Raw genomic sequence first — 21,128 nt, forward strand, 5'->3', positions numbered from 1 at the left:
CGCAAACATTATTGGCTGAGTTGCTGAAGCAGGCCAAGCCGCGCCGCTCTATCGTCGACCGTTCCCCACCACCGGAAGACGCGCCATGTTCTACCTCCTGCTGACCCTCTTCGGCTGTATGACCGGCATCACCGCCGTCCTGTTCGGCTTCGGCGGCGGCTTCGTCGTCGTGCCGTTGCTCTATCGCATGCTCAGCGCCAGCCACGGCGCCGACGACCCCATCGGCCAATCGGCCATGCACATCGCCGTCGCCACCTCGACCTGCGTGATGATCGTCAACGCCCTGATCGCCACCGACAAACACCGCCGCGCCGGCAACCTGATCCGCCATTACCTGTGGCCCCTCGGCGGCTTCATCGCCCTGGGCGCGATCATCGGCGCGATCGCCGCGGTGTGGGTCAGCGGCGAAATCATTCGCTACGCCTTTATCGCCTACCTCGGCGTGACCATCATCGACTGCCTGCTCAGACGAGGCTTCCTCACCCGCAGCGAAGGCGTCATCCCACGCCGATTGGATCGCAAGGAAATATCGGCCGGCGGCGTAGGCATCGGCGCCATCGCCACGTTCCTCGGTGTAGGAGGAAGCGTCATGACCGTGCCGCTCCTGCGCCGCTGCGGACTGAGCATGTCCCAGGCCACGTCCATGGCGAACCCGTTGAGCGTGCCGGTGGCGGTGGCCGGGACGCTGACCTACATGGCACTGGCCGGTTTCAGCGAGACGGATCTGGGCGTGTGGTTTGTCGGGTATGTGGATTTGCTGGCGTTTGCGGTGCTGACGCTGGGGTCCTTGGTCGGGATTCGAATGGCCACGCCGTGGATCGGGCGGATACCGGATCGGGTGCATGCTTGGGTTTATATCGCGCTGCTGATCATCGTGATGTTGGGCATGCTGCTCAAGTAGAGCCTCGATTCCTGCACGCATCCTCTGCATACTTCGCAGCCTCATTCATTCAGGGATCGATCCATGCTCAAGGGACTGCTGCGCCTGGCGCCATACGCTGCGGCGCTGTTCACACTAATTTCCACCGCCCATGCCGAAGATGGCCGACACGTATTCACCGGTACGCTGGGCAAGATGCCGATTGTGGTGGAGCTCAACACCACGCAGCAGGACGAAGTTACCGGCCGCTACTTCTATGAGAAGTATCACCGCGACCTGGAACTCAGCGGCTCGCTGCAAGACAGCACGTTGAACCTTGTTGAAGGCAACAACCGCTATGGCGACGACAAACCGCTGCCAACCCTGAAGTTGAAATCCACCGCCAATGGCTGGCAGGGCGAATGGCAAAACCCCAAGGGCAAGAAGCTACCGGTGCAACTGACCGAAGCCAAACTTCCTGCGCCGAGCGCAACTACGCTGCCCTTTATTGCCACTCTGCCGAAGAGCGATCCCTACGAGTATTTGCGCTTACAGGGGCTCAAGCTCAAACCGGAGAAGAAAGAAAACTTCATGGGCTACGACCTGCAATGGTGGACGGAGCCTGAGTCGAAGATTTCGCTGTTCAGTGTCGAGTCTGGCTTTACGAAGGAAGAGCAGCAGCGGATCAACAACCACTTGCTCGGACGGCTCTGGACTGAAGTCATCGACTATCACCGCTGCATGATGGATGGCGGGGAATACGCCGAATTCGATCAAGGTGCTGCCCCTGAGTTTCTCTCGCCCGACGTGGTCAGCCTGGACATCTCCACCGGTTACAGCTGCGGCGGTGCCCACCCGGATTTTGGCAGTTCGCCAATCAACCTCGACGTCCACACCGGCGAATTGTTGAAACTCAAAGATGTAGTGTGGATTGGTGAACCGAATAGCGCGGCCACCGAATACGATCAGATGAAAGTCATGGCACCGTGGCTGGTCAAACAGTTCACCACGCTCTATCCCGAAGAGATGAAGAAGCCCGCCGAAGATGACGGCAGTTGCGATTACACCGATGAAAGCGTCTGGGGTTATTCCAACTGGCACTTCACACCGAAGGGGATTTACCTGGGCGCTTACTTCGCCCGTTACCAACGTAACTGCGACAACCCCGATTGGTCAGTGCTGCCGTACTCGCTGGTCAACCAGCACCGTGGCGAAGCCAAACTGCAATTGCCCAAAGGCTAACCGTCACGCCAACCCCGGCGCCTCCCGCACAATGAAGTGATCCAGATTCTCGATGTTGGCACTGAACACCCCGAACGTCTGTTCGGGGTTCTTCTTGCTCGGCACCTGCTTCAACTCCGGCGTCACGCCATAGAAGAAACAGAACAACTCCTTATCGCTGTCGATCGCATGCTTGATCTCTTCCAGAAACGCCTTGCGCTTGCGGTAGTTGTCGATCAACTTCTTGCTCAAGTACACGTTCACCGAATACGGCTTCTTCTTCGCCTCATCCGCCTGCTTGAACCAGACCTTCTGCTCGAAATCGATGCGAAAACTCTGGGTGTAATCCTTGATCTCTTTGATCTTGCCCCAGTAAATCAGCCCCTTGTTGTCCGTCAGATACTCAATCTTTTTGAAGAACGAGCCATAAGGCGCCGTGTGCTCACCGATCTTCAACGGCATGCGCTTGAGCAATTCCTTGTCGGCGAAGTTCGACACAAAACACTCCACCGGATGCGCAAACACACTGGTCTTGTCCGGCGCCGTCTCACGCCCCGGCGACTCCCTGGAACTTACCTGCGCCACCCGCACCGGATCATCCCGCAACACATCCGCCGCGCCCGCCGGCGCAGCTGGCTTGTGCCCATACTCACGCCGCGTCAGCAACAACTCCGACGGAAAATGCTCCTCCCGCCCGTCATCCACCTCACCCTCCGCCGTCTCAACCCCCGACGCCGACGCCTTCAAACTCACATACGGACAACCCGCTACATGCTGCGTACCGGGCAAGTTCTTGAAGTGCGGCGTGCGCACGTAATTCACGTTCTTCGCGTTAAACGTGCCCAACTCGTTGGAAGCCTCGAACGCCGAACGACAGGCATCGTTGGGGCACTGGAAGTGTTCCTTCGCAGAATCGAACGCCACCGTCTCATCGAAATTGAGATCGCGAACGTCATAGATCGACAACTTGTCGTCGAGACTGAGGCAGTAGGCGAGATCGAATTTCATGGCAGGGCTCGGATCCTTGAGTGGGGGAGGGGTATTAATAGCGGGAGGCGCGGCGGGTTGCACTGATTGTTTTCAGGATGATGCAAAACCTGTGGGAGCCAGCCTGCTGGCGATTCCAGGCATCAACCAGATTTCAACCCTCACCCCGCCACTGCAGGCAGCACATCACCCCTGTGGCGAGGGAGCTTGCTCCCGCTGGGCTGCGAAGCAGCCCCAAGATCAGCCAATACGGTTAGTCAGAAAACCGCGATTATTCCTTTTCGAGTCTTCCAACGTTGTCATACAGCCAAGCAGTGAAAGCCTCTCTGTCGTCCGAATGGTGGCAACGTTGGTGACAGTTGGGACACAACGCCACAACATTCGAAGGAAGGTCAGAACCCTCTTGCGACATATGTTTAACGTGATGCGCTTCCAGAAACGGTTTCCCATTCTTTTTAAATGGCGCTTCTTCGCCACAGCCTTCGCACTTTCCATTGGCCTGCTGACGAACCCAGCCCCTCAGTTCAGGATCGCGAAAGTAAGTCTTCCTGGTGGACTCGGTCCAAACAGGATTTTTTATCCCTTTTGGGACGTACAGGAATGGTTGCCGCTCAAATTTGGCCGCACGCTGTTCTAGCTTTTCTTCGTCCGCCGTGGGATCAGAGTCCTCAGGAGTAACAACGCTGGAAACATCGAGCGCTGTACGAATACTACGCGCGACATTAGCGCCGACATTCTTGGCAGGTTTGTAACCCTTGATAGGTTCACGGCCCAACTCGACCATGACGGAAGAAATGTTCTGCATCCGAAATTCGATAGAGCTCTTGGTTCGGTCAGCCAGTACGCCCTCGCGAAGTACGCGATTCTCGTGTGCCTTGTTGTATGCCTGTTCTTTCTGTTCACACGACCACATCCGTAGGTAGGCGTCGACCGCCGCCTGAATCTCTACTTCACTCCAGTCGCTATTACTTTTTTCCATAGCCATACAGTCGCCGAGGGGTGAAAACCCTCGGACGATACTGAGTGGCCATCACATCTGTCTACGAAAAATCCTACAGAAAAAAGCGACGAATCCTGCGAGATCCTACAAATCCATCCCTAGCCCATCGAGTGCTTCGAGGACTGAAACACCTGCGTAACCCTTCGCCACCAGGGTTTTTCTAAAGAAGCTCGTCGTGGATTTTGATCGTTCAACAGGTGAGGCATATCCCGAAGCCGAATCCAGCCCTCATCCTGCCAATGCAGCAAACTCAAAGACATCTCCGGCCAATCCAACAAGCTCAACATTGGCCGATTCGAATCTCCTGAATCCGCAGCATCGCGCAATGTCGGCACCACCTCATTGGTCAGCCATTCCCGCAACAACCGATTACCCGGAACGTAGTGATAGACCAACAGCGCGTACACCCCGGACTCACTGAGCATCAGATGCTGTTCTGGTTCTCGAAAGTACTCAATCCACATGACGCGTCGCTGATCGCTATCTAGCTTGTTGACCACCCGATCATTCAGATGGAAACCCATCAAGCGGCCGACATCGCGAGCGGAGAACCAAGGCTGGTTTTCTAATAGAAGGGCATGGAGAGAAAGGTTGTGGCGAGAGAACACTATTACCGGGAGCGGATCAGACATATCTATGACCTCTACGTTAGATTTTGGGAGGGCCTGACCCCAACGTAGAACGGACTTAAGAAATCCCAACGAGCAGAGCAGTTGTCACCGAAGAATCACACGTCTGTGTCACTGACCAAGCTTTCTACGTTGGGCGTTTCTTAGGCACCTGCGATAGAGCTTAGTAGTGCTTGTAGCGGCCTTCAATGGGACGCGGCTGTAAGTGCTGTAGGAGATTGAGCGCTGTGACGTAGGCGTAAAAAACGATTACCAATCGTCCATAAAAAAGCCCCGATCAGATCGGGGCTTTTGCTTTCTCGACTTGGCGACTCAAGCAGCAATCGTCAAATCGTGGCGAGCGAGACCATTAGTCCCAGCTCAACGCACCACCAGTTTGGTATTCGATCACGCGAGTCTCAAAGAAATTCTTCTCTTTCTTCAAGTCCATAATCTCGCTCATCCAAGGGAACGGGTTAGTGGTCCCTGGGTACTCTTCTTTCAAACCGATCTGCGACAAACGACGGTTAGCGATGAACTTCAGGTAGTCCTCCATCATCGCCGCGTTCATGCCCAGTACGCCGCGAGGCATGGTGTCGCGGGCGTATTCGATTTCCAGTTGCGTACCCTGCAGGATCATCTGGGTCGCTTCTTCTTTCATTTCGGCATCCCACAGGTGTGGGTTTTCGATTTTGATCTGGTTGATCACGTCGATGCCGAAGTTCAGGTGCATGGATTCGTCGCGCAGGATGTATTGGAACTGCTCGGCGACGCCGGTCATTTTGTTGCGGCGGCCCATGGAGAGGATCTGGGTAAAGCCGCAGTAGAAGAAGATGCCTTCCAGCACGCAGTAGTAGGCGATCAGGTTGCGCAGCAGTTCTTTGTCGGTGTCCGGGGTGCCGGTTTCGAACTTCGGATCGGAGATCGAACGGGTGTATTTCAGGCCCCAGGCTGCTTTTTTGGCGACCGATGGGATCTCGTGGTACATGTTGAAGATCTCGCCTTCATCCATGGCCAGCGATTCGATGCAGTACTGGTAGGCGTGGGTGTGGATCGCCTCTTCGAACGCCTGGCGCAGGATGTACTGGCGGCATTCCGGGTTGGTGATCAGGCGGTACACGGCCAGGACCAGGTTGTTGGCAACCAGGGAGTCGGCGGTGGAGAAGAAGCCGAGGTTGCGCATCACGATGCGGCGCTCGTCGTCGGTCAGGCCTTCCGGGTTTTTCCAGAGGGCGATGTCGGCGGTCATGTTGACTTCTTGCGGCATCCAGTGGTTTGCGCAGCCGTCCAGGTACTTCTGCCAGGCCCAGTCGTACTTGAAGGGTACGAGTTGGTTGAGGTCGGCGCGGCAGTTGATCATGCGCTTTTCGTCAACGGCGACACGGGCGGAGGCGCCTTCGAGTTCGGCGAGGCCTTCGGCGACGTCGAGGGAATCCAGTGCGGCCTTGGCGCGGGCCACGGCGGCCGAGTCGTCGGCGGTCACGGCGCGGGCTTCCAGCGCTGCGGCACCGCCGGCGCTGTCGAGGCGGTCCATGTTGGCTTCAGTAGCGTGGCCGGCGTTGGCGCCTTTCACTGCTGCTACTTCACTGTCTTCTTTGTCGAATTCGTCCCAGCTCAGCATGACGTGTCGTCTCCTGCGTGAGGGCCTGTCGCCCCGTGTGAAACCTGATTGGTTGGTTTTTCACACGGTCGTACAGACCGCGTTGGATCTTAAGGAATCGTTTTTTGCGGCAGCCAAGGCAGGCAATAAAACAAAATTTTGTACGGGTTTCCGAGAGCCTCTGACGGGCGCAGATCAGCGTTGACGCTGCTGCGGGGCTTCAGAATGGCTTTTGCTCCCTGTAAGGGAATATTGCTGACCCGATTAGGGCGGCATTATAGGGAAAAAAACACGGCTGTGCTGAGGCGAATCCGCGCATGGAGCGGTCGAGGAGGCTGGTTTTTCGATGAGAGTGCGGGTTTACAGGGCTTTGCCGGGGATAGATTTTTTTTCGTAAAAATCTCGCGATTGTGGATTTGCTCAAAAAACGAACAAAAAAACCGGTTTTTTACTACATCTAGTGTTTTGCAAGCATTTTTGACGACTCCAGACACAACTGAGCCCGACCGAAGCCGGGCTGGAATCGACCCTCAAATGAGGCGCTGAGCGGTCCGATTCGGTGCAGTCTCGATCATCAATTGGTGCAGCCGTTACCCATGACGCTGTAACGCAGGATGTGGCGCTGACCCTTGGAGTCGTCGTACTCCATTTTGGCCGGTACCACTTCGCAGATATTCGGCACTTCGCTCATCGATACAACTTTGGCGATGTCCAGGTGAGTGGAGTAAGTGTATTCCTCGATCACCGGTTGTTGCTGTGCGACATCAGTCGGGACCTCGTCTGCCATGGCGGTTGCGCACAGACTGCTGAGGGCCAGAACCAATAAAGCTTTCATTTCAGATTTACCTTTTTGAGGTCGAGTGGGGTCACGCAACCTTTCTAGGGTTGCGTGTGGAACTTCATCATTTGCAGTTATTACTTGAGAGCTGGATTAACGGCCTTCGTGGGGGCTGTAACGTTGTTAATCGCGTTTGCCTTGTCGGCGGAGTGGATTTTAGGGAGGTGGGGTGGGGGTAAACAGGTGGGGTTTTGATAAACACTTTTGGCGGTTTTGGTAACAATCGGTCGTTAGGGTGGGGAAGAGCGTTTTCTGGCGATGCAATTTGTCTGGGGAACCGAGTTGTCTGGATCGCTTGCAGGCAAGCTCCTACAAGGGGTTTGGGGTGTTTGGGGGTAGTGCGTCGGGCTTGCTGTCTGGGTATCGCCATGTTTTGTAGGGGCTTGTTACTACCATCGTCGAATGGTTCTATGGGCCCGGCCCGGCTACAACGGGGTCATACAAAAACAACTATTCCACCGAGGTAAGAAAGATGAGTGCGGCTTCTCTGTATCCCGTTCGTCCCGAGGTTCTGGCCAATACGCTGACTGACGAGGCGACCTACAAAGCCATGTACCAGCAGTCGGTCGTCAACCCTGACGGTTTCTGGCGCGAGCAAGCCAAGCGCCTCGACTGGATCAAGCCTTTCACCACGGTGAAGCAGACTTCCTTCGACGATCACCATGTCGACATCAAATGGTTCGCCGACGGCACTCTGAACGTTTCCTACAACTGCCTCGACCGTCATCTGGCCGAGCGCGGCGATCAGATCGCAATAATCTGGGAAGGCGACGATCCTTCCGAAAGCCGCAACATCACTTATCGCGAACTCCACGAACAAGTCTGCAAACTGGCCAACGCCCTGCGTGGTCAGGACGTGCATCGCGGCGACGTGGTGACTATCTATATGCCGATGATCCCCGAAGCCGTGGTCGCCATGCTGGCCTGTACCCGCATCGGCGCGATTCATTCGGTTGTGTTCGGTGGTTTCTCGCCGGAAGCGCTGGCGGGTCGGATCATCGACTGCCGCTCGAAAGTGGTGATCACCGCTGACGAAGGCATCCGTGCCGGCAAGAAGATCTCGCTGAAGGCCAACGTCGACGACGCGCTGACCAACCCGGAAACCAGCAGCATCCAGAAGGTCATCGTGTGCAAGCGCACCGGTGGCGACATCAAGTGGAACCAGCATCGCGACATCTGGTACGAAGACCTGATGAAAGTGGCGGGCACCGTCTGCGCGCCAAAAGAGATGGGCGCCGAAGAAGCGCTGTTCATCCTTTATACCTCCGGCTCGACCGGCAAGCCGAAGGGCGTGCAGCACACCACCGGCGGTTATCTGCTGTACGCGGCGATGACCCACGAGCGTGTGTTCGACTACCGTCCGGGCGAAATCTACTGGTGCACCGCCGACGTCGGCTGGGTCACCGGCCACAGCTACATCGTCTACGGCCCGCTGGCCAATGGCGCGACCACGCTGCTGTTCGAAGGCGTGCCGAACTACCCGGACATCACCCGGGTGGCGAAGATCGTCGACAAGCACAAGGTCAACATCCTCTACACCGCACCGACCGCGATCCGCGCAATGATGGCTTCGGGTACCGCTGCTGTTGAGGGCGCGGATGGCAGCAGCCTGCGTCTGCTCGGTTCGGTCGGCGAGCCGATCAACCCGGAAGCCTGGGACTGGTACTACAAGAATGTCGGCAAGTCCCGTTGCCCGATCGTTGATACCTGGTGGCAGACCGAAACCGGCGGCAACATGATGAGCCCGCTGCCGGGGGCGCATGCACTGAAGCCGGGTTCGGCGGCACGTCCTTTCTTCGGCGTGGTACCGGCACTGGTCGACAACCTCGGCAACATCATCGAGGGCGAGGCCGAGGGCAATCTGGTGATTCTCGACTCGTGGCCGGGGCAGGCGCGTACGCTGTATGGCGATCATGACCGCTTCGTCGACACCTACTTCAAGACTTTCCGTGGCATGTACTTCACCGGTGACGGTGCGCGGCGTGATGCCGATGGTTATTACTGGATCACCGGGCGTGTCGACGACGTGCTCAACGTCTCCGGCCACCGCATGGGCACCGCCGAGATCGAAAGCGCGATGGTCGCCCACCCGAAAGTCGCCGAAGCGGCGGTGGTCGGTGTGCCGCACGACATCAAGGGGCAGGGCATTTATGTCTACGTCACCTTGAAGAATGGCGAAGAGCCGAGCGAGCAACTGCGTCTGGAGCTAAAGAACTGGGTGCGCAAAGAGATCGGCCCGATCGCTTCGCCGGACGTGATCCAGTGGGCGCCGGGGCTGCCGAAGACCCGTTCGGGCAAGATCATGCGGCGGATTCTGCGCAAGATTGCTACGGCTGAGTACGATGGGTTGGGGGATATCTCGACCCTGGCGGATCCGGGTGTGGTGCAGCATTTGATTGATACGCACAAGACGATGAATGTGGCGTAAGCCTGTCTGATGCATTGAAAAGCCCTGTCCGGTGTTTGCCGGGTGGGGCTTTTTTGTGTCTGGAGGTTTTTGGGGTGGCAGGGCTGGCCCCTTCGCGAGCAAGCCCGCTCCCACAGGTTGAAGTGTGTTCTGTCTGGAAGAATGCAGTCCCGCCGGGGCTATTTTGTCTGGTGGGGTTGTGGTGGTTTTGCTGGCCTCTTCGCGAGCAAGCCCGCTCCCACAGGTTGATGTGTGGTCTGTCTGGAAGAATGCAGTCCAGCCGGAGCTATTTTGTCTGGTGGGTTTGTGGTGGTTTTGCTGGCCTCTTCGCGAGCAAGCCCGCTCCCACAGTGGGCCTGCATTATTTCAGACAGAATGCGATCAACCTGTGGGAGCGGGCTTGCTCGCGAAGGCAATCTGTCAGACGCCGCAGTAATCCCCTGTCAGAAACCCAAACCCACCCAACCAATAATTATCGATTTCCTGTGCAAGCCATTTCCCGCTGTTACCCATGCCTACCCGAGTAACTAAATGTGTAACCGCCCGCCCCGCCGCGGGGCGAAGGGAAACGCAATGCCCCGTTTTAGAGCCTTAAAACCCCCAGTGAAAAATAAGACACAACGCTGCGCTTGCCGGATTAGAAGGGTTTGCGAATAATAGGCCCGCAATTTGCAGCATAGATCGGTTCACTGTCTTTCGCTCTTGCATGAATTTGCAAGGCTGTCAATGCGCTCAAGCGGGTTTCTCTGTGCATCTGTAATTAGTTGTCGCATTGAAGAAATATCGGCTTCGGGCCTGTCGTTAGAATGCCGATCACTCGCTCATCGTGGCTGACGTTGAAACCCCTGGAGGTTTCACCGGGAAATTTCCCACCGATGCTGCACCGCTTTCCCGATTCACCCATTCGCATATTGGGCTGTCGCTCACTCTGCCGTTTTTGCCCTTTACCGATGGAGTCCCAAGATGAAGAAACTTGTGCTGCTTGGCGCCCTGGCACTGTCCGTGCTGTCGCTGAATTCCTTCGCTGATGAAAAACCTCTGAAGATCGGTATCGAAGCGGCTTACCCTCCGTTCGCTTCCAAAGCGCCGGATGGCAGCATCGTTGGTTTCGACTACGACATCGGCAATGCCCTGTGTGAAGAAATGAAGGTCAAGTGCCAGTGGGTCGAGCAAGAGTTCGACGGTCTGATCCCGGCACTCAAAGTGCGCAAGATCGACGCGATCCTGTCGTCGATGTCGATCACTGAAGACCGCAAGAAGTCCGTGGACTTCACCAACAAGTACTACAACACCCCGGCCCGTCTGGTCATGAAGCAAGGCACCGTTGTCAGCGACAACCTGTCTGAGCTCAAGGGCAAGAACATCGGCGTGCAACGTGGTTCGATCCACGAGCGTTTCGCTCGCGAAGTCCTGGCCCCGCTGGGTGCCGAGATCAAGCCATACGGCTCGCAGAACGAAATCTACCTCGACGTGGCTGCTGGTCGCCTCGACGGTACCGTGGCTGATGCCACCCTGCTGCAGGACGGCTTCCTGAACACTGATTCCGGCAAAGGCTTCGCCTTCGTTGGCCCGCAGTTCACCGACGTCAAATACTTCGGCGACGGCGTAGGCATTGCTGTGCGCAAGGGTGACGCGCTGAAAGACAAGATCAACGCTGCCATCGCGGCCATCCGTGAAAACGGTAAATACAAAGCCATCCAGGACAAGTACTTCGCCTTCGATATCTACGGCAAGTAACACGTCTCTGCGACAAGTCAGAAATGGCGCAAGCAACAGGATCTCTGCGGTTTGCGCCATTTTTTCATCCCAACTTTCGAGGACCTGAATCATGTTGAAAGGCTACGGGGCTGTCATCCTCGATGGCGCATGGCTGACGCTTCAGCTCGCCTTGTCGTCCATGGCCCTGGCCATCGTTCTCGGGCTGATCGGGGTCGCGTTGCGCCTGTCGCCGATTCGCTGGCTGGCGTGGCTGGGCGATCTGTATTCCACGGTGATCCGCGGGATACCCGACCTGGTGCTGATCCTGCTGATTTTCTACGGCGGTCAGGACTTGCTCAACCGCGTCGCGCCGATGCTCGGCTATGACGACTACATCGACCTGAACCCGCTGGCCGCCGGTATCGGCACCCTCGGTTTCATCTTCGGCGCCTACCTGTCGGAAACCTTCCGTGGTGCGTTCATGGCGATCCCCAAGGGCCAGGCCGAAGCGGGCATGGCGTACGGCATGAGCAGTTTTCAGGTGTTCTTCCGGGTGATGGTGCCGCAGATGATTCGCCTGGCGATTCCCGGCTTCACCAACAACTGGCTGGTGCTGACCAAGGCCACCGCGCTGATTTCGGTAGTCGGTCTGCAAGACATGATGTTCAAGGCCAAGCAGGCGGCAGACGCCACCCGCGAGCCTTTCACCTTCTTCCTCGCAGTGGCGGCGATGTACCTGGTGATCACCAGCGTCTCGTTGCTGGCGCTGCGTCACCTTGAGAAGCGCTACTCGGTAGGCGTAAGGGCGGCTGATCTATGATCTTCGACTACAACGTCATTTGGGAGGCCATGCCGCTGTACCTCGGCGGCCTGCTGACCACCCTCAAACTGCTCGCGCTGTCGCTGTTGTTCGGTCTGTTGGCGGCACTGCCGCTGGGCCTGATGCGCGTCTCGAAGAACCCGATCGTTAACGGCGCCGCGTGGCTCTACACCTACGTGATCCGCGGCACGCCGATGCTGGTGCAGCTGTTTTTGATCTACTACGGTCTGGCGCAATTCGAAGCGGTACGTGAAAGCTTCTTGTGGCCGTGGCTGTCCAGCGCGACGTTCTGTGCGTGCCTGGCGTTCGCGATCAATACCAGCGCCTACACCGCGGAAATCATCGCCGGCAGCCTCAAGGCTACGCCGAACGGCGAGATCGAAGCCGCCAAGGCCATGGGCATGTCGCGCTTCAAGCTGTACAAGCGCATCCTGTTGCCGTCGGCCCTGCGCCGGGCGCTGCCGCAGTACAGCAACGAAGTGATCATGATGCTGCAGACCACTAGTCTGGCGTCCATCGTGACCCTGATCGACATCACCGGCGCGGCCCGTACCGTTAACGCGCAGTACTACCTGCCGTTCGAGGCGTACATCACCGCCGGCGTGTTCTACCTGTGCCTGACCTTCATTCTGGTGCGCCTGTTCAAGCTGGCCGAGCGTCGCTGGCTGAGCTATCTGGCCCCACGGAAGCACTGATATGGAACGCATCGACCACGTATTGCCGTGGAGCCATCTGGGCAGCGAGCGCAAGATTTCGGTGTTCCGGTTTGGGAGCGGCGAGCGCAAGGCTTACATCCAGGCCAGCCTGCACGCCGACGAACTGCCGGGCATGCGCACCGCCTGGGAGCTGAAAAAACGCCTCGGCGAACTCGAAGCCCAAGGCCTGCTCAACGGTGTGATCGAGTTGGTACCGGTCGCCAACCCGCTGGGCCTCGGCCAATTGCTGCAAGGCAATCATCAGGGGCGTTTCGAGGCGGGCAGCGGCAAGAATTTCAACCGCGATTTCGTCGAGCTGAGCGCACCGGTTGCGGAGAAGCTGGCCGAGCGTCTCGGTGACGATCCGCACGCCAACATTCGCCTGATCCGTCAGGCCATGGCTGATCATCTGGCGGCATTGCCCGAGGCGAGCAGCCAGTTGCAAGGCATGCAGCGCGTTTTGCTCAGCCACGCCTGCACTGCCGACGTGGTGCTCGACTTGCATTGCGACGCTGAAGCCGCGCTGCACATGTATGCGCTGCCGCAGCACTGGCCGCAGTGGCGTTCGCTGGCCGCACATCTGAATGTGAAGGTCGGTTTGCTGGCGGAAGATTCCGGCGGCAGTTCCTTCGATGAAGCGTGCTCGTTGCCATGGTTGCGTCTGTCGCGGCAGTTCCCGGACGCGCAGATTCCACTGGCGTGCCTGGCGACCACCGTCGAGCTGGGCGGTCAGGCCAATACCGACCGCGCTGATGCGCAGGCCTGGGCCGAAGGCATTCTGGCGTTCCTCGCTGAGCAAGGCCTGATCACGGGCGAGTGGCCGAAGCCGGCCAGCGAGCCGTGCGAAGGCATGCCGTTCGAAGGCACTGAATTACTGTTGGCGCCGCACCCCGGTGTGGTGAGTTTTCTGCGTAAACCCGGCGAGTGGGTTGACGCCGGGGATGAGATTTTCGAAGTGATCGACCCTGTGTCCGATCGGGTCAGCACGGTGTGTGCTGGTACGTCCGGGGTGCTGTTTGCCATTGAACGGCTGCGCTATGCCCAACCCGGTTTCTGGCTGGCCAAGGTGGCGGGGCGCGAAGCGCTGCGTCACGGGCGCTTGCTCAACGACTGACTGACTGTTTTTGTGAGAACCGACCGCATGTACAAACTTGAAGTCCAAGACCTGCATAAACGCTATGGCAGTCACGAAGTGCTCAAGGGCGTGTCCCTGAAGGCGGCAGCCGGCGATGTGATCAGCATCATCGGCTCCAGTGGCTCCGGCAAAAGTACTTTCCTGCGCTGCATCAACCTGCTTGAGCAGCCGCACGCGGGCAAGATCCTGCTCAACAACGAAGAGTTGAAACTGGTAGCGAACAAGGACGGCGCGCTGAAAGCCGCTGATCCGAAACAGCTGCAGCGCATGCGTTCGCGCCTGTCGATGGTGTTCCAGCATTTCAACCTGTGGTCGCACATGACTGCGCTGGAAAACATCATGGAAGCGCCGGTCCACGTGCTGGGCGTGTCCAAGGCTGAAGCGCGCGAGAAGGCCGAGCACTACCTGAACAAGGTCGGTGTGGCCCATCGTAAAGACGCGTTCCCGGGGCACATGTCCGGTGGCGAGCAGCAGCGTGTGGCAATTGCCCGTGCGCTGGCGATGGAGCCGGAAGTGATGCTGTTCGACGAACCGACTTCGGCGCTCGACCCGGAACTGGTCGGCGACGTACTGAAAGTCATGCAGGCCCTCGCTCAGGAAGGCCGCACCATGGTCGTGGTGACGCACGAAATGGGCTTCGCCCGTGAAGTGTCGAACCAGTTGGTGTTCCTGCACAAAGGGGTCGTGGAAGAGAGCGGCAACCCGCGCGAAGTGCTGGTCAATCCGCAATCCGAGCGCTTGCAACAATTCCTCTCAGGTAGCCTCAAGTAATCGCTGCCGTTATGCACCAGATTAGGTCATGCTTCGCGACCTGAAGGCTGGCTCGGTCCCTCTGTGGGAGCGGGCTTGCTCGCGAAAGCGGTCGATCAGTCAACATCATTGCTGCCTGAACCACCGCCTTCGCGAGCAAGCCCGCTCCCACAATGGACCTGCGACAGCTTCGATTACGGGCTAGCATTGGCCCATGCCTTCATCACCGTTCTTCGTTTCGGATTGCCCGCCCATGACTGCCCATCGAATTGGTTTCCTGATTTGGCCCAGCACTAAAGCTCTGACGCTGGCGCTGGCGGAGGAGGCCTTGCGTGTTGCGCAGCAGGTGCATCCGGAGGTGGTTTACGAATTGTCGTTCCTCCAGGCCGAAACCAATCCTGAAGCGGCGACGGAAGGTGCCTGGCAACTGCCCGGCGAAGCCTGGACCGGCAAGCTGGAAAACTTCCAGAAACTCTTTTTGCTCGCCGACGAGCCACCGACCACCCTGGCCCCGGCCCTCAGCAGCACGCTCAAGCAACTGGTGCGTGCCGGATGCGTGATCGGTGGTCTGTCGGCCGGTGTCTATCCGTTGGCGCAGCTCGGTCTGCTCGACGGTTATCGTGCGGCCGTGCATTGGCGCTGGCAGGACGATTTCGCCGAGCGTTTCCCGAAAGTCATCGCCACCAGTCACCTGTTCGACTGGGATCGTGATCGCCTGACCGCGTGTGGCGGCATGTCGGTACTCGACCTGCTGCTGGCGGTGCTGGCCCGTGATCATGGGGCAGAACTGGCCGGTGCGGTGTCCGAAGAACTGGTGGTCGAGCGCATCCGCGAGGGCGGTGAACGCCAGCGCATTCCACTGCAGAACCGCCTCGGTTCCAGCCATCCGAAGCTCACCCAAGCGGTGCTGCTGATGGAAGCCAACATCGAAGAGCCGCTGACCACCGACGAAATCGCCCAGCACGTGTGCGTGTCCCGTCGACAACTGGAGCGGATCTTCAAGCAATACCTCAACCGCGTGCCGAGCCAGTACTACCTGGAATTGCGCCTGAACAAGGCCCGGCAGATGTTGATGCAAACCAGCAAGTCGATCATCCAGATCGGCCTGTCCTGCGGTTTCTCCTCCGGGCCGCATTTCTCCAGCGCCTACCGCAACTTCTTCGGCGCCACGCCGCGCGAAGATCGCAACCAGCGGCGCAGCAGCAGTCCGTTCGAACTGTCGTCAGTGCCGCCGGAGCGCGGTTGACGCACCCCGGCAGAACCCGCTGAGCGTCACTCATCGACCCCCGAATCTTCAGACGTGGATACCTCCATTTCCGCCCGTTCGATGACGGCTTCCACGCCAAAATCGATGCGGTGCTTTCTGAAGTAGGCGATCAGCCGTTGCAGGCTCAGCTCAGAGAGCGGATTGCTCCGCAGGCTGAATTTTTCCGCACGCTCTTCTGGCAACTCCAGGATATCGCTGGGAACCTGGGTGATTGCGTTGTCGCTCAGGTCGGCGATTTCCAGGTGTTCGAGTTGCAGCATGCCCGGTGGCAGGCTGGTGATGCCGCTGTTGTCCAGCATCAGCGTTTGCAGATTAGTCATCTGGCTGACATCCGGCGTCTCGCCCAACGGGTTGTCACTCAAGTCCAGGTGATCGAGGCGCTCCATTTGCGCAAGCTCAAGGGCGTTTTGCGGCGTGAGCGTCAACTCGCAGTGTGAAAGCGACAAATAGGTCAGCTTGGCCATGCGAAACACCGCCGGCGGAATGTGTTCAAGCCGATATTGATAAATCGTCAGTCCTCTGAGGCTGGCGAACGTCTCGACAAACCTGTCGATTCCAAACGTCTGACCCGGCAGGCTTCTGAGGTACAGATGCGTGACATGGCTGAAATCGGCATTGAGTACGGGCAAATCGCCGCGGATGATCGTCGCCAGGTTCAAGTCATGCAGTGGCTGGAGGTTCTGATCCGGTTCGTCTTGCTCGGTTTCCCGGCGCCAGCACTGCTCAATGAGCGATTTGAATTCGTGACGTGCGGCGTGCTCGTTCAGCACTTGCTCAATCGTGAAGGGTTCGCCACTGATCGGGTGCAAGGCAGGATGGTCGGTCGCCCAGTTGGCGAGGTTGCTACTCAAGTCGCTGTATTCACGCTCAAGCCGTGCAAGTTCGATTCGACCCTCGACCAGGGTGCCGGGTAGCAGATAGAAAAATTCACTGGCCTGTTCCAGATCCATGTGTGCGTACAGCGCCTGTACGCGCAGCAGATCAGCCTGTTCGGCCATTACGCCGAAGTCCTGGCGGGTGTCGTTGAAGTGGCGTTTGATGCGCTCCCGGTCTGCGCTGGCAATCGGATTGCCGCTCAGATCGAAGCCTTCCGGAACGTTGTTGGGCAGCTCGAAAAGGGCGGGAGACAACGACCGAATCTGGTTGTCGTTGAGCAACGCGGTGCGCAATAGCGGGCGCGTGAGCAGGCCGGGTGGCAGTTCGGATATGCCGGTCTCCGACACATCGATGTAATTGAGTCGGGGCATTTTTTCGACATTGGGGGTGAGTCCTAGCGGGTTCCTGAACAGGTCCAGGGTTCTCAGCTGAGTCAAGGCTGCCAGTGTTGTGTGGCTCTCGGCTGTCAGGGTGATGTTGCAGTCGCTGAGAATCAGCTCGCGCAGTTGTGGCGACTGGCTGATCGACTCCGGCAGGTTGCCCAGCTGGAAATTGCGCAGCGCCAGACGACGCAAGCCGGAGAAGCAGTTCAGAAAACCGTGTATACCCTGTGTGCTGCCGACCCCCTCGATGGTCAGGTAGTCCACGTGACTGAAGTTCACCTCAAGTTGTGGCAGCTCTCCGATGATTGACTGTGACAGGCGCAGATCGATGGTCTGCTCGGTGTTCTCCGGCAAGGAAACCTGCTGCTTCCAGCAGTCCAGGATGTCGACCCGCATCTGCCGTCGGCGATGACGCTGGATCGCATATTGCTCGGTGGTGAGGCGGGCGCCGGACTGCGGATGAACGAGGGGAATACCCTCAGTCCACGGACTCAGCACCGCGTCGAGGCGGTTGCGTTCAGTGATCAAGCGGCTCAGCTCCGCTCGCGGGCCGTTCGGATGGCGTTGCAGGCGCTCGACGAATGCATTGAGTTCCTCGGGCAGCAAGTGCGGCAGGAGCCAGTGGGCATGGGCGTGCAGCGTCGGCGTATTGGTAGGCATGCGCCGATAGCCACTGGTACCGCCACGCAGGCGCATCACGGTGGGGTCGTAAGCGGGTTTGCGAATCGGATTTTGCGATAGCAGGTTCAGCAACGCTTGACGGTCGAGCGCGTGGTCACGAATCAACTGCTTGAGCTGCAGGTCTTGCGTGATGTGGATGTTCAGCGCCGAACGTTCTGCATCGGGCAGGGCATGCAGCAGGCTTGAATACAGTGAACCCGGCGCGCTGAGTGACTCACCGCTAGCGTCGAACGGCTGATAGTCGCCCTGTTCGGTCAGTACCAGCACCTTGCGAATGAGCGCGTCCTGCGCGCCGAGGCTGTCGATCAGTTGCCCGCTATGGCTGTAGTGCCTGAGCTCCATTCGTATCGACGGCGACCAGCCCGGCAAGCGTGGCAGCGAATGGAGGGCCAGCCGATCCGTATCCAGATTATTGACTGTCGCTTGCAGCTCCAGCCCTTCAAAGGCTCGGGTTGCGCGCACTTGCAGAACCGTTTCCTGGGTCAGAACCACCAGTCTTGCGGAGAGTGTTCCACGCTGTAATTGCAGGTATTCAGCATCACTTGCCGTTTCCAGTATCGATTGCGCCAACGCCTTCGGCAGGCCGGGTTCGGCATCCATCAGTACCTGTACCAGCGGGCTGGCGCCGCGCTGTAACTGACGATATTGATCCTCGAACAGGCTTTGGCGTTTGCGCTTTGCCAGCTCGGCGACGCTGCGCCGCAGGCTAGTTGCGCGGGCCTCGGCCGAGGGTGCGGGCGTATGCAGGGCTTCGCTCAATAGCCGCCTTCGTTGCGATTCTGTCAGGCGTTGCAGACAGGTCTTGAGCAGGTCGCCATCGTCCAGTCGTGAGCCCTCGATTTGTATGAAGGGCATATCGGCGACGGGGCTGCGCCACAGGGTTCTGCCTTGACGGTCGATCAGTTGCAGGCCTCGGTCGGCAGGCCAGTCGCCGTTGTCGAAAAGCAGTTGCAGTTGGGTGGCCGGGTCGGCCTTGAGGTAATCCTCGGCATTCGAGCTGCCAATCTGCTCGATGAACAATTGAATGTCCTGATCTATCTGCCAGCGCTGCAGCGTGTCACTGAGTAAGGGTGGCAATTGATCGCGCTCGACGTGCATCTGGCGCAGGGTGTTTTCCTCGCAGCCACTGATATTCAGCAGGCGCTCCCGCAGAGCGGCGGGAAGGCGCTGCATCTGCGCACTGCTGCGGCTGAGCACGGTGGCGCGATCCCAAGCCAGTGGCTGGTCAATTTCGGTTTGCCAGGCGCCTGCGGTGTTGTGCCTGAGTGCGGGTTTGTAAGCCTCGGGGCGCGTCGGATGGTCGATGCGATGGGCGCCCGTTTCGGGGTCAAGGCTGACGGCATACAACTTGTCTTCCAGGGCCAGCAGGCTCTTGCCCAGGTGGGTGTGCAAGCCCAGTGCATCGGTTCGGATGTCTTTGGGCAGCGTGCCGGGCCACTCGTAAGGGCGCAGGTCGGGTTTCCAGTAGCGGGTCTTGCCATTGGCCGTTTTCACCGGAATGAAGCGGTCGATGAACTGGACGACATTGGCAGGCAACAGCGCGCGAAACTCGCTGACGGCGATAGCGCCGCCGGCGGCGAAAGTGCCGACCTGCACCATGGACTCCACGACGCCGATCAAATGCGCGAACGCTTCGCCGGACTGTCCTTCGGCCCAGTCGACGATGCTTTCGAACGTCTCGTCGAGCAGTTGGTAGGCCGTGTAGGCAAGCATCAGCTCGCCGAGAAATGGCACGAATGGCAAGGCGACGAACGCGACGAGGTTGAGCAACGACTGTGCGATGTCCGTGAAGGAATCCCAGAGTGCCCAGCGCGCCTTGCGATCGACCATGGCCGTCGAGACGGCGATGACGCGGGCATCGTTGAGCATCTTGTCGAGCTTGCGCTGGTAGAGGTAAACCCACAGCTCACCCCGGATCGGGGTCGCGACGATCTGCATAAAAGGCCGCACGGCCGGATGCTCGCGCCAGCTGGGGCGTGGATCGCCGGCCGGTACGGGTTGCCAGGTGACGGGGCTGAGCAAGGCCCGCAACTGACCGAAGAAAGCGCCGCGCTCGGCGTGGTCGATAAAACGGCTGAAGAAGACTTGATAGTCCGGATCGCGCAAGCGTCGCGCCAGCTCCTCAGCGAAGGCAGCGGAACTGGCGTATTCCTTGACCGGGTGTTGCGGGTCATCGGGAATGTAAACCACGACTCGCGCTGCTGCGTTTGCAGCTTCAAGATTCGGCGCGAACAGTACGATGCCGGTCAGGCGGACTTTCATCATCGTCAGCACATGGCAATGCCACGCCTGACGATTGAGGCGCAAATGCTGCAAGCCATCGAGCAGCCCGAGGATCAGGCGATGGACATCGGCCCCCAGCAGCTTTTGCATGTAGGCCATTTGCAGGGCGGCGACCAGTGCGGCTTTGTCACTCGTGCAAACCTGCGGTTGCAGCACGGCTGCGACCAGCGGATTGCTGATGCCCAGATTGTCTTGCAGATAAGTGTTGTAGCGGCGGCCGATATCCAGCTCGCGACACAGGCGGGTGAAGGCAGGGATCGGCATCGCCTTGGGGATGTTCGGCAGCACGCTGAACTGGCCGTCAGGTGAGGGCTGACTGACATAACCCGAGGCGGACTCAAAGGCGTCAGCGCTGGTCTCGCTGCTTTCAAAATTGTGTAGCGCGGCGTCCAGCAACGAGACGGTCCAGGTGCGCGCGGCACCGGATTTGAGGCGCAGCCACGGAACATGGTCGGGCAGGTACAGGCGCAGGAAGGTCTGCCTGACATCCAGTTTGAGGCCAAAACGGTTTTCTATCTCGGCGCGTAGCAGCGGTTCGGCGAACGCTTTGGCGTCCTGCAACCGGGCAAGGCTTCGTTCGACGCGGTTGTGTGCGGTCCAGTGCGAGGCATTAAGCGCGCGCAGTTTTGCATGCTCGGTGAGTGATGCCTGTTTGAGGTTGGCGGGCAGTAGCGGACTGGCCCGTTTCAATGCCGTGCGCTTGTGTGCCGCAGCCTGCATCAGCCATGTCGGGATGGCCTGGAGCAGCGGTTGATAGTGTGCGTCCTGCCGGGGTAGCAGCAGTGGGTCGGGCAGTGTCGCGAGGGCGGGTGTGGTTTCTTGAATCATGGGGTGAGGCCGTTTGCCTGGAGAAAGGTCCCTAGCAAACACCGGCCGTTGATTCGATGTGCGGTACATATATACCGCACGCCACAAAACTCTCTTGATTAAGATCCCCGGTACGTCTGCGCAAATGGCGGCGTGCAGTTTAAACTGCGCCTTTGCGACGCTATATGTCGCATTGCCGTAAACCCGGGAAAA

At 58.6% G+C, this 21,128-nt stretch carries 15 protein-coding genes; 9 read left to right on the top strand and 6 right to left on the bottom strand.

The window, feature by feature from the left end:
- Nucleotides 1–85 precede the first annotated feature (85 nt).
- Entirely contained in the window at nucleotides 86–901 is an 816-nt protein-coding gene (locus LVD08_RS00125; protein ID WP_247267101.1) for a sulfite exporter TauE/SafE family protein, read from the top strand.
- A gap of 63 nt (nucleotides 902–964) precedes the next feature.
- Complete coding sequence (locus LVD08_RS00130) at nucleotides 965–2,101, top strand: hypothetical protein (protein ID WP_247267102.1); 1,137 nt, start codon at nucleotides 965–967, stop codon at nucleotides 2,099–2,101.
- Between the two features lie 3 nt (nucleotides 2,102–2,104).
- Here LVD08_RS00130 and LVD08_RS00135 read toward each other — a convergent pair whose 3' ends face one another.
- From LVD08_RS00135 to LVD08_RS00155, 5 genes are all read right to left on the bottom strand, one after another.
- Nucleotides 2,105–3,088, bottom strand: coding sequence for a hypothetical protein (locus LVD08_RS00135; RefSeq protein ID WP_247267103.1), 984 nt, complete (start codon nucleotides 3,086–3,088; stop codon nucleotides 2,105–2,107).
- Nucleotides 3,089–3,338: 250 nt separating this feature from the next.
- Nucleotides 3,339–4,052, bottom strand: a complete 714-nt coding sequence (locus LVD08_RS00140; protein WP_115989079.1) for an HNH endonuclease — start codon at nucleotides 4,050–4,052, stop codon at nucleotides 3,339–3,341.
- Nucleotides 4,053–4,165: 113 nt separating this feature from the next.
- Nucleotides 4,166–4,699 (bottom strand): BRO-N domain-containing protein, encoded by a 534-nt coding sequence (locus LVD08_RS00145; protein ID WP_247267104.1) that lies wholly within the window; start codon nucleotides 4,697–4,699, stop codon nucleotides 4,166–4,168.
- Nucleotides 4,700–5,045: 346 nt separating this feature from the next.
- Nucleotides 5,046–6,296: a ribonucleotide-diphosphate reductase subunit beta gene (locus LVD08_RS00150; protein WP_027612630.1), complete on the bottom strand. Its 1,251-nt coding sequence runs from the start codon at nucleotides 6,294–6,296 to the stop codon at nucleotides 5,046–5,048.
- Between the two features lie 553 nt (nucleotides 6,297–6,849).
- Entirely contained in the window at nucleotides 6,850–7,110 is a 261-nt protein-coding gene (locus LVD08_RS00155; RefSeq protein ID WP_247267105.1) for a DUF2790 domain-containing protein, read from the bottom strand.
- A gap of 475 nt (nucleotides 7,111–7,585) precedes the next feature.
- Between LVD08_RS00155 and acs the strand changes: the two genes are divergently transcribed.
- From acs to LVD08_RS00190, 7 genes are all read left to right on the top strand, one after another.
- Nucleotides 7,586–9,541 carry an acetate--CoA ligase gene (gene acs, locus LVD08_RS00160; protein ID WP_027612632.1) on the top strand — a complete coding sequence of 652 codons (1,956 nt, stop codon included), beginning with the start codon at nucleotides 7,586–7,588 and terminating at the stop codon, nucleotides 9,539–9,541.
- 942 nt (nucleotides 9,542–10,483) lie between these two features.
- The gene (locus LVD08_RS00165; protein WP_027612633.1) at nucleotides 10,484–11,257 is read left to right on the top strand and encodes an ABC transporter substrate-binding protein; all 774 of its coding nucleotides are present in this window, start codon (nucleotides 10,484–10,486) and stop codon (nucleotides 11,255–11,257) included.
- A gap of 91 nt (nucleotides 11,258–11,348) precedes the next feature.
- On the top strand, nucleotides 11,349–12,038 hold the full coding sequence (locus LVD08_RS00170; RefSeq protein ID WP_003227287.1) for an ABC transporter permease: 690 nt from the start codon (nucleotides 11,349–11,351) through the stop codon (nucleotides 12,036–12,038).
- Nucleotides 12,035–12,733 carry an ABC transporter permease gene (locus LVD08_RS00175; RefSeq protein ID WP_097085837.1) on the top strand — a complete coding sequence of 233 codons (699 nt, stop codon included), beginning with the start codon at nucleotides 12,035–12,037 and terminating at the stop codon, nucleotides 12,731–12,733. Before LVD08_RS00170 ends, LVD08_RS00175 begins: the two co-directional genes overlap by 4 nt.
- Nucleotide 12,734: 1 nt before the next feature.
- Nucleotides 12,735–13,847 carry a M14 family metallopeptidase gene (locus LVD08_RS00180; RefSeq protein ID WP_247267106.1) on the top strand — a complete coding sequence of 371 codons (1,113 nt, stop codon included), beginning with the start codon at nucleotides 12,735–12,737 and terminating at the stop codon, nucleotides 13,845–13,847.
- 27 nt (nucleotides 13,848–13,874) lie between these two features.
- Nucleotides 13,875–14,639, top strand: a complete 765-nt coding sequence (locus LVD08_RS00185) for an ABC transporter ATP-binding protein (RefSeq protein ID WP_003227281.1) — start codon at nucleotides 13,875–13,877, stop codon at nucleotides 14,637–14,639.
- Nucleotides 14,640–14,871: 232 nt separating this feature from the next.
- The gene (locus tag LVD08_RS00190) at nucleotides 14,872–15,864 is read left to right on the top strand and encodes a GlxA family transcriptional regulator (protein WP_247267107.1); all 993 of its coding nucleotides are present in this window, start codon (nucleotides 14,872–14,874) and stop codon (nucleotides 15,862–15,864) included.
- 26 nt (nucleotides 15,865–15,890) lie between these two features.
- On the opposite strand, the gene LVD08_RS00195 is transcribed toward LVD08_RS00190, so the two are convergent.
- The gene (locus tag LVD08_RS00195; RefSeq protein ID WP_247267108.1) at nucleotides 15,891–20,936 is read right to left on the bottom strand and encodes a leucine-rich repeat domain-containing protein; all 5,046 of its coding nucleotides are present in this window, start codon (nucleotides 20,934–20,936) and stop codon (nucleotides 15,891–15,893) included.
- Nucleotides 20,937–21,128: the final 192 nt, after the last annotated feature.

The organism is Pseudomonas sp. YL2, from assembly GCF_023063025.1.
Taxonomy (GTDB): domain Bacteria; phylum Pseudomonadota; class Gammaproteobacteria; order Pseudomonadales; family Pseudomonadaceae; genus Aquipseudomonas; species Aquipseudomonas putida_A.

What these genes read in the sequence shown, in the direction of transcription:
- LVD08_RS00125 (WP_247267101.1), top strand. Translation starts at nt 86, where the DNA reads ATGTTCTACCTCCTGCTGACCCTCTTCGGCTGTATGACCGGCATCACC.
- LVD08_RS00130 (WP_247267102.1), top strand. Translation starts at nt 965, where the DNA reads ATGCTCAAGGGACTGCTGCGCCTGGCGCCATACGCTGCGGCGCTGTTC.
- LVD08_RS00135 (WP_247267103.1), bottom strand. Translation starts at nt 3,088, where the DNA reads ATGAAATTCGATCTCGCCTACTGCCTCAGTCTCGACGACAAGTTGTCG.
- LVD08_RS00140 (WP_115989079.1), bottom strand. Translation starts at nt 4,052, where the DNA reads ATGGCTATGGAAAAAAGTAATAGCGACTGGAGTGAAGTAGAGATTCAG.
- LVD08_RS00145 (WP_247267104.1), bottom strand. Translation starts at nt 4,699, where the DNA reads ATGTCTGATCCGCTCCCGGTAATAGTGTTCTCTCGCCACAACCTTTCT.
- LVD08_RS00150 (WP_027612630.1), bottom strand. Translation starts at nt 6,296, where the DNA reads ATGCTGAGCTGGGACGAATTCGACAAAGAAGACAGTGAAGTAGCAGCA.
- LVD08_RS00155 (WP_247267105.1), bottom strand. Translation starts at nt 7,110, where the DNA reads ATGAAAGCTTTATTGGTTCTGGCCCTCAGCAGTCTGTGCGCAACCGCC.
- acs (WP_027612632.1), top strand. Translation starts at nt 7,586, where the DNA reads ATGAGTGCGGCTTCTCTGTATCCCGTTCGTCCCGAGGTTCTGGCCAAT.
- LVD08_RS00165 (WP_027612633.1), top strand. Translation starts at nt 10,484, where the DNA reads ATGAAGAAACTTGTGCTGCTTGGCGCCCTGGCACTGTCCGTGCTGTCG.
- LVD08_RS00170 (WP_003227287.1), top strand. Translation starts at nt 11,349, where the DNA reads ATGTTGAAAGGCTACGGGGCTGTCATCCTCGATGGCGCATGGCTGACG.
- LVD08_RS00175 (WP_097085837.1), top strand. Translation starts at nt 12,035, where the DNA reads ATGATCTTCGACTACAACGTCATTTGGGAGGCCATGCCGCTGTACCTC.
- LVD08_RS00180 (WP_247267106.1), top strand. Translation starts at nt 12,735, where the DNA reads ATGGAACGCATCGACCACGTATTGCCGTGGAGCCATCTGGGCAGCGAG.
- LVD08_RS00185 (WP_003227281.1), top strand. Translation starts at nt 13,875, where the DNA reads ATGTACAAACTTGAAGTCCAAGACCTGCATAAACGCTATGGCAGTCAC.
- LVD08_RS00190 (WP_247267107.1), top strand. Translation starts at nt 14,872, where the DNA reads ATGACTGCCCATCGAATTGGTTTCCTGATTTGGCCCAGCACTAAAGCT.
- LVD08_RS00195 (WP_247267108.1), bottom strand. Translation starts at nt 20,936, where the DNA reads ATGATTCAAGAAACCACACCCGCCCTCGCGACACTGCCCGACCCACTG.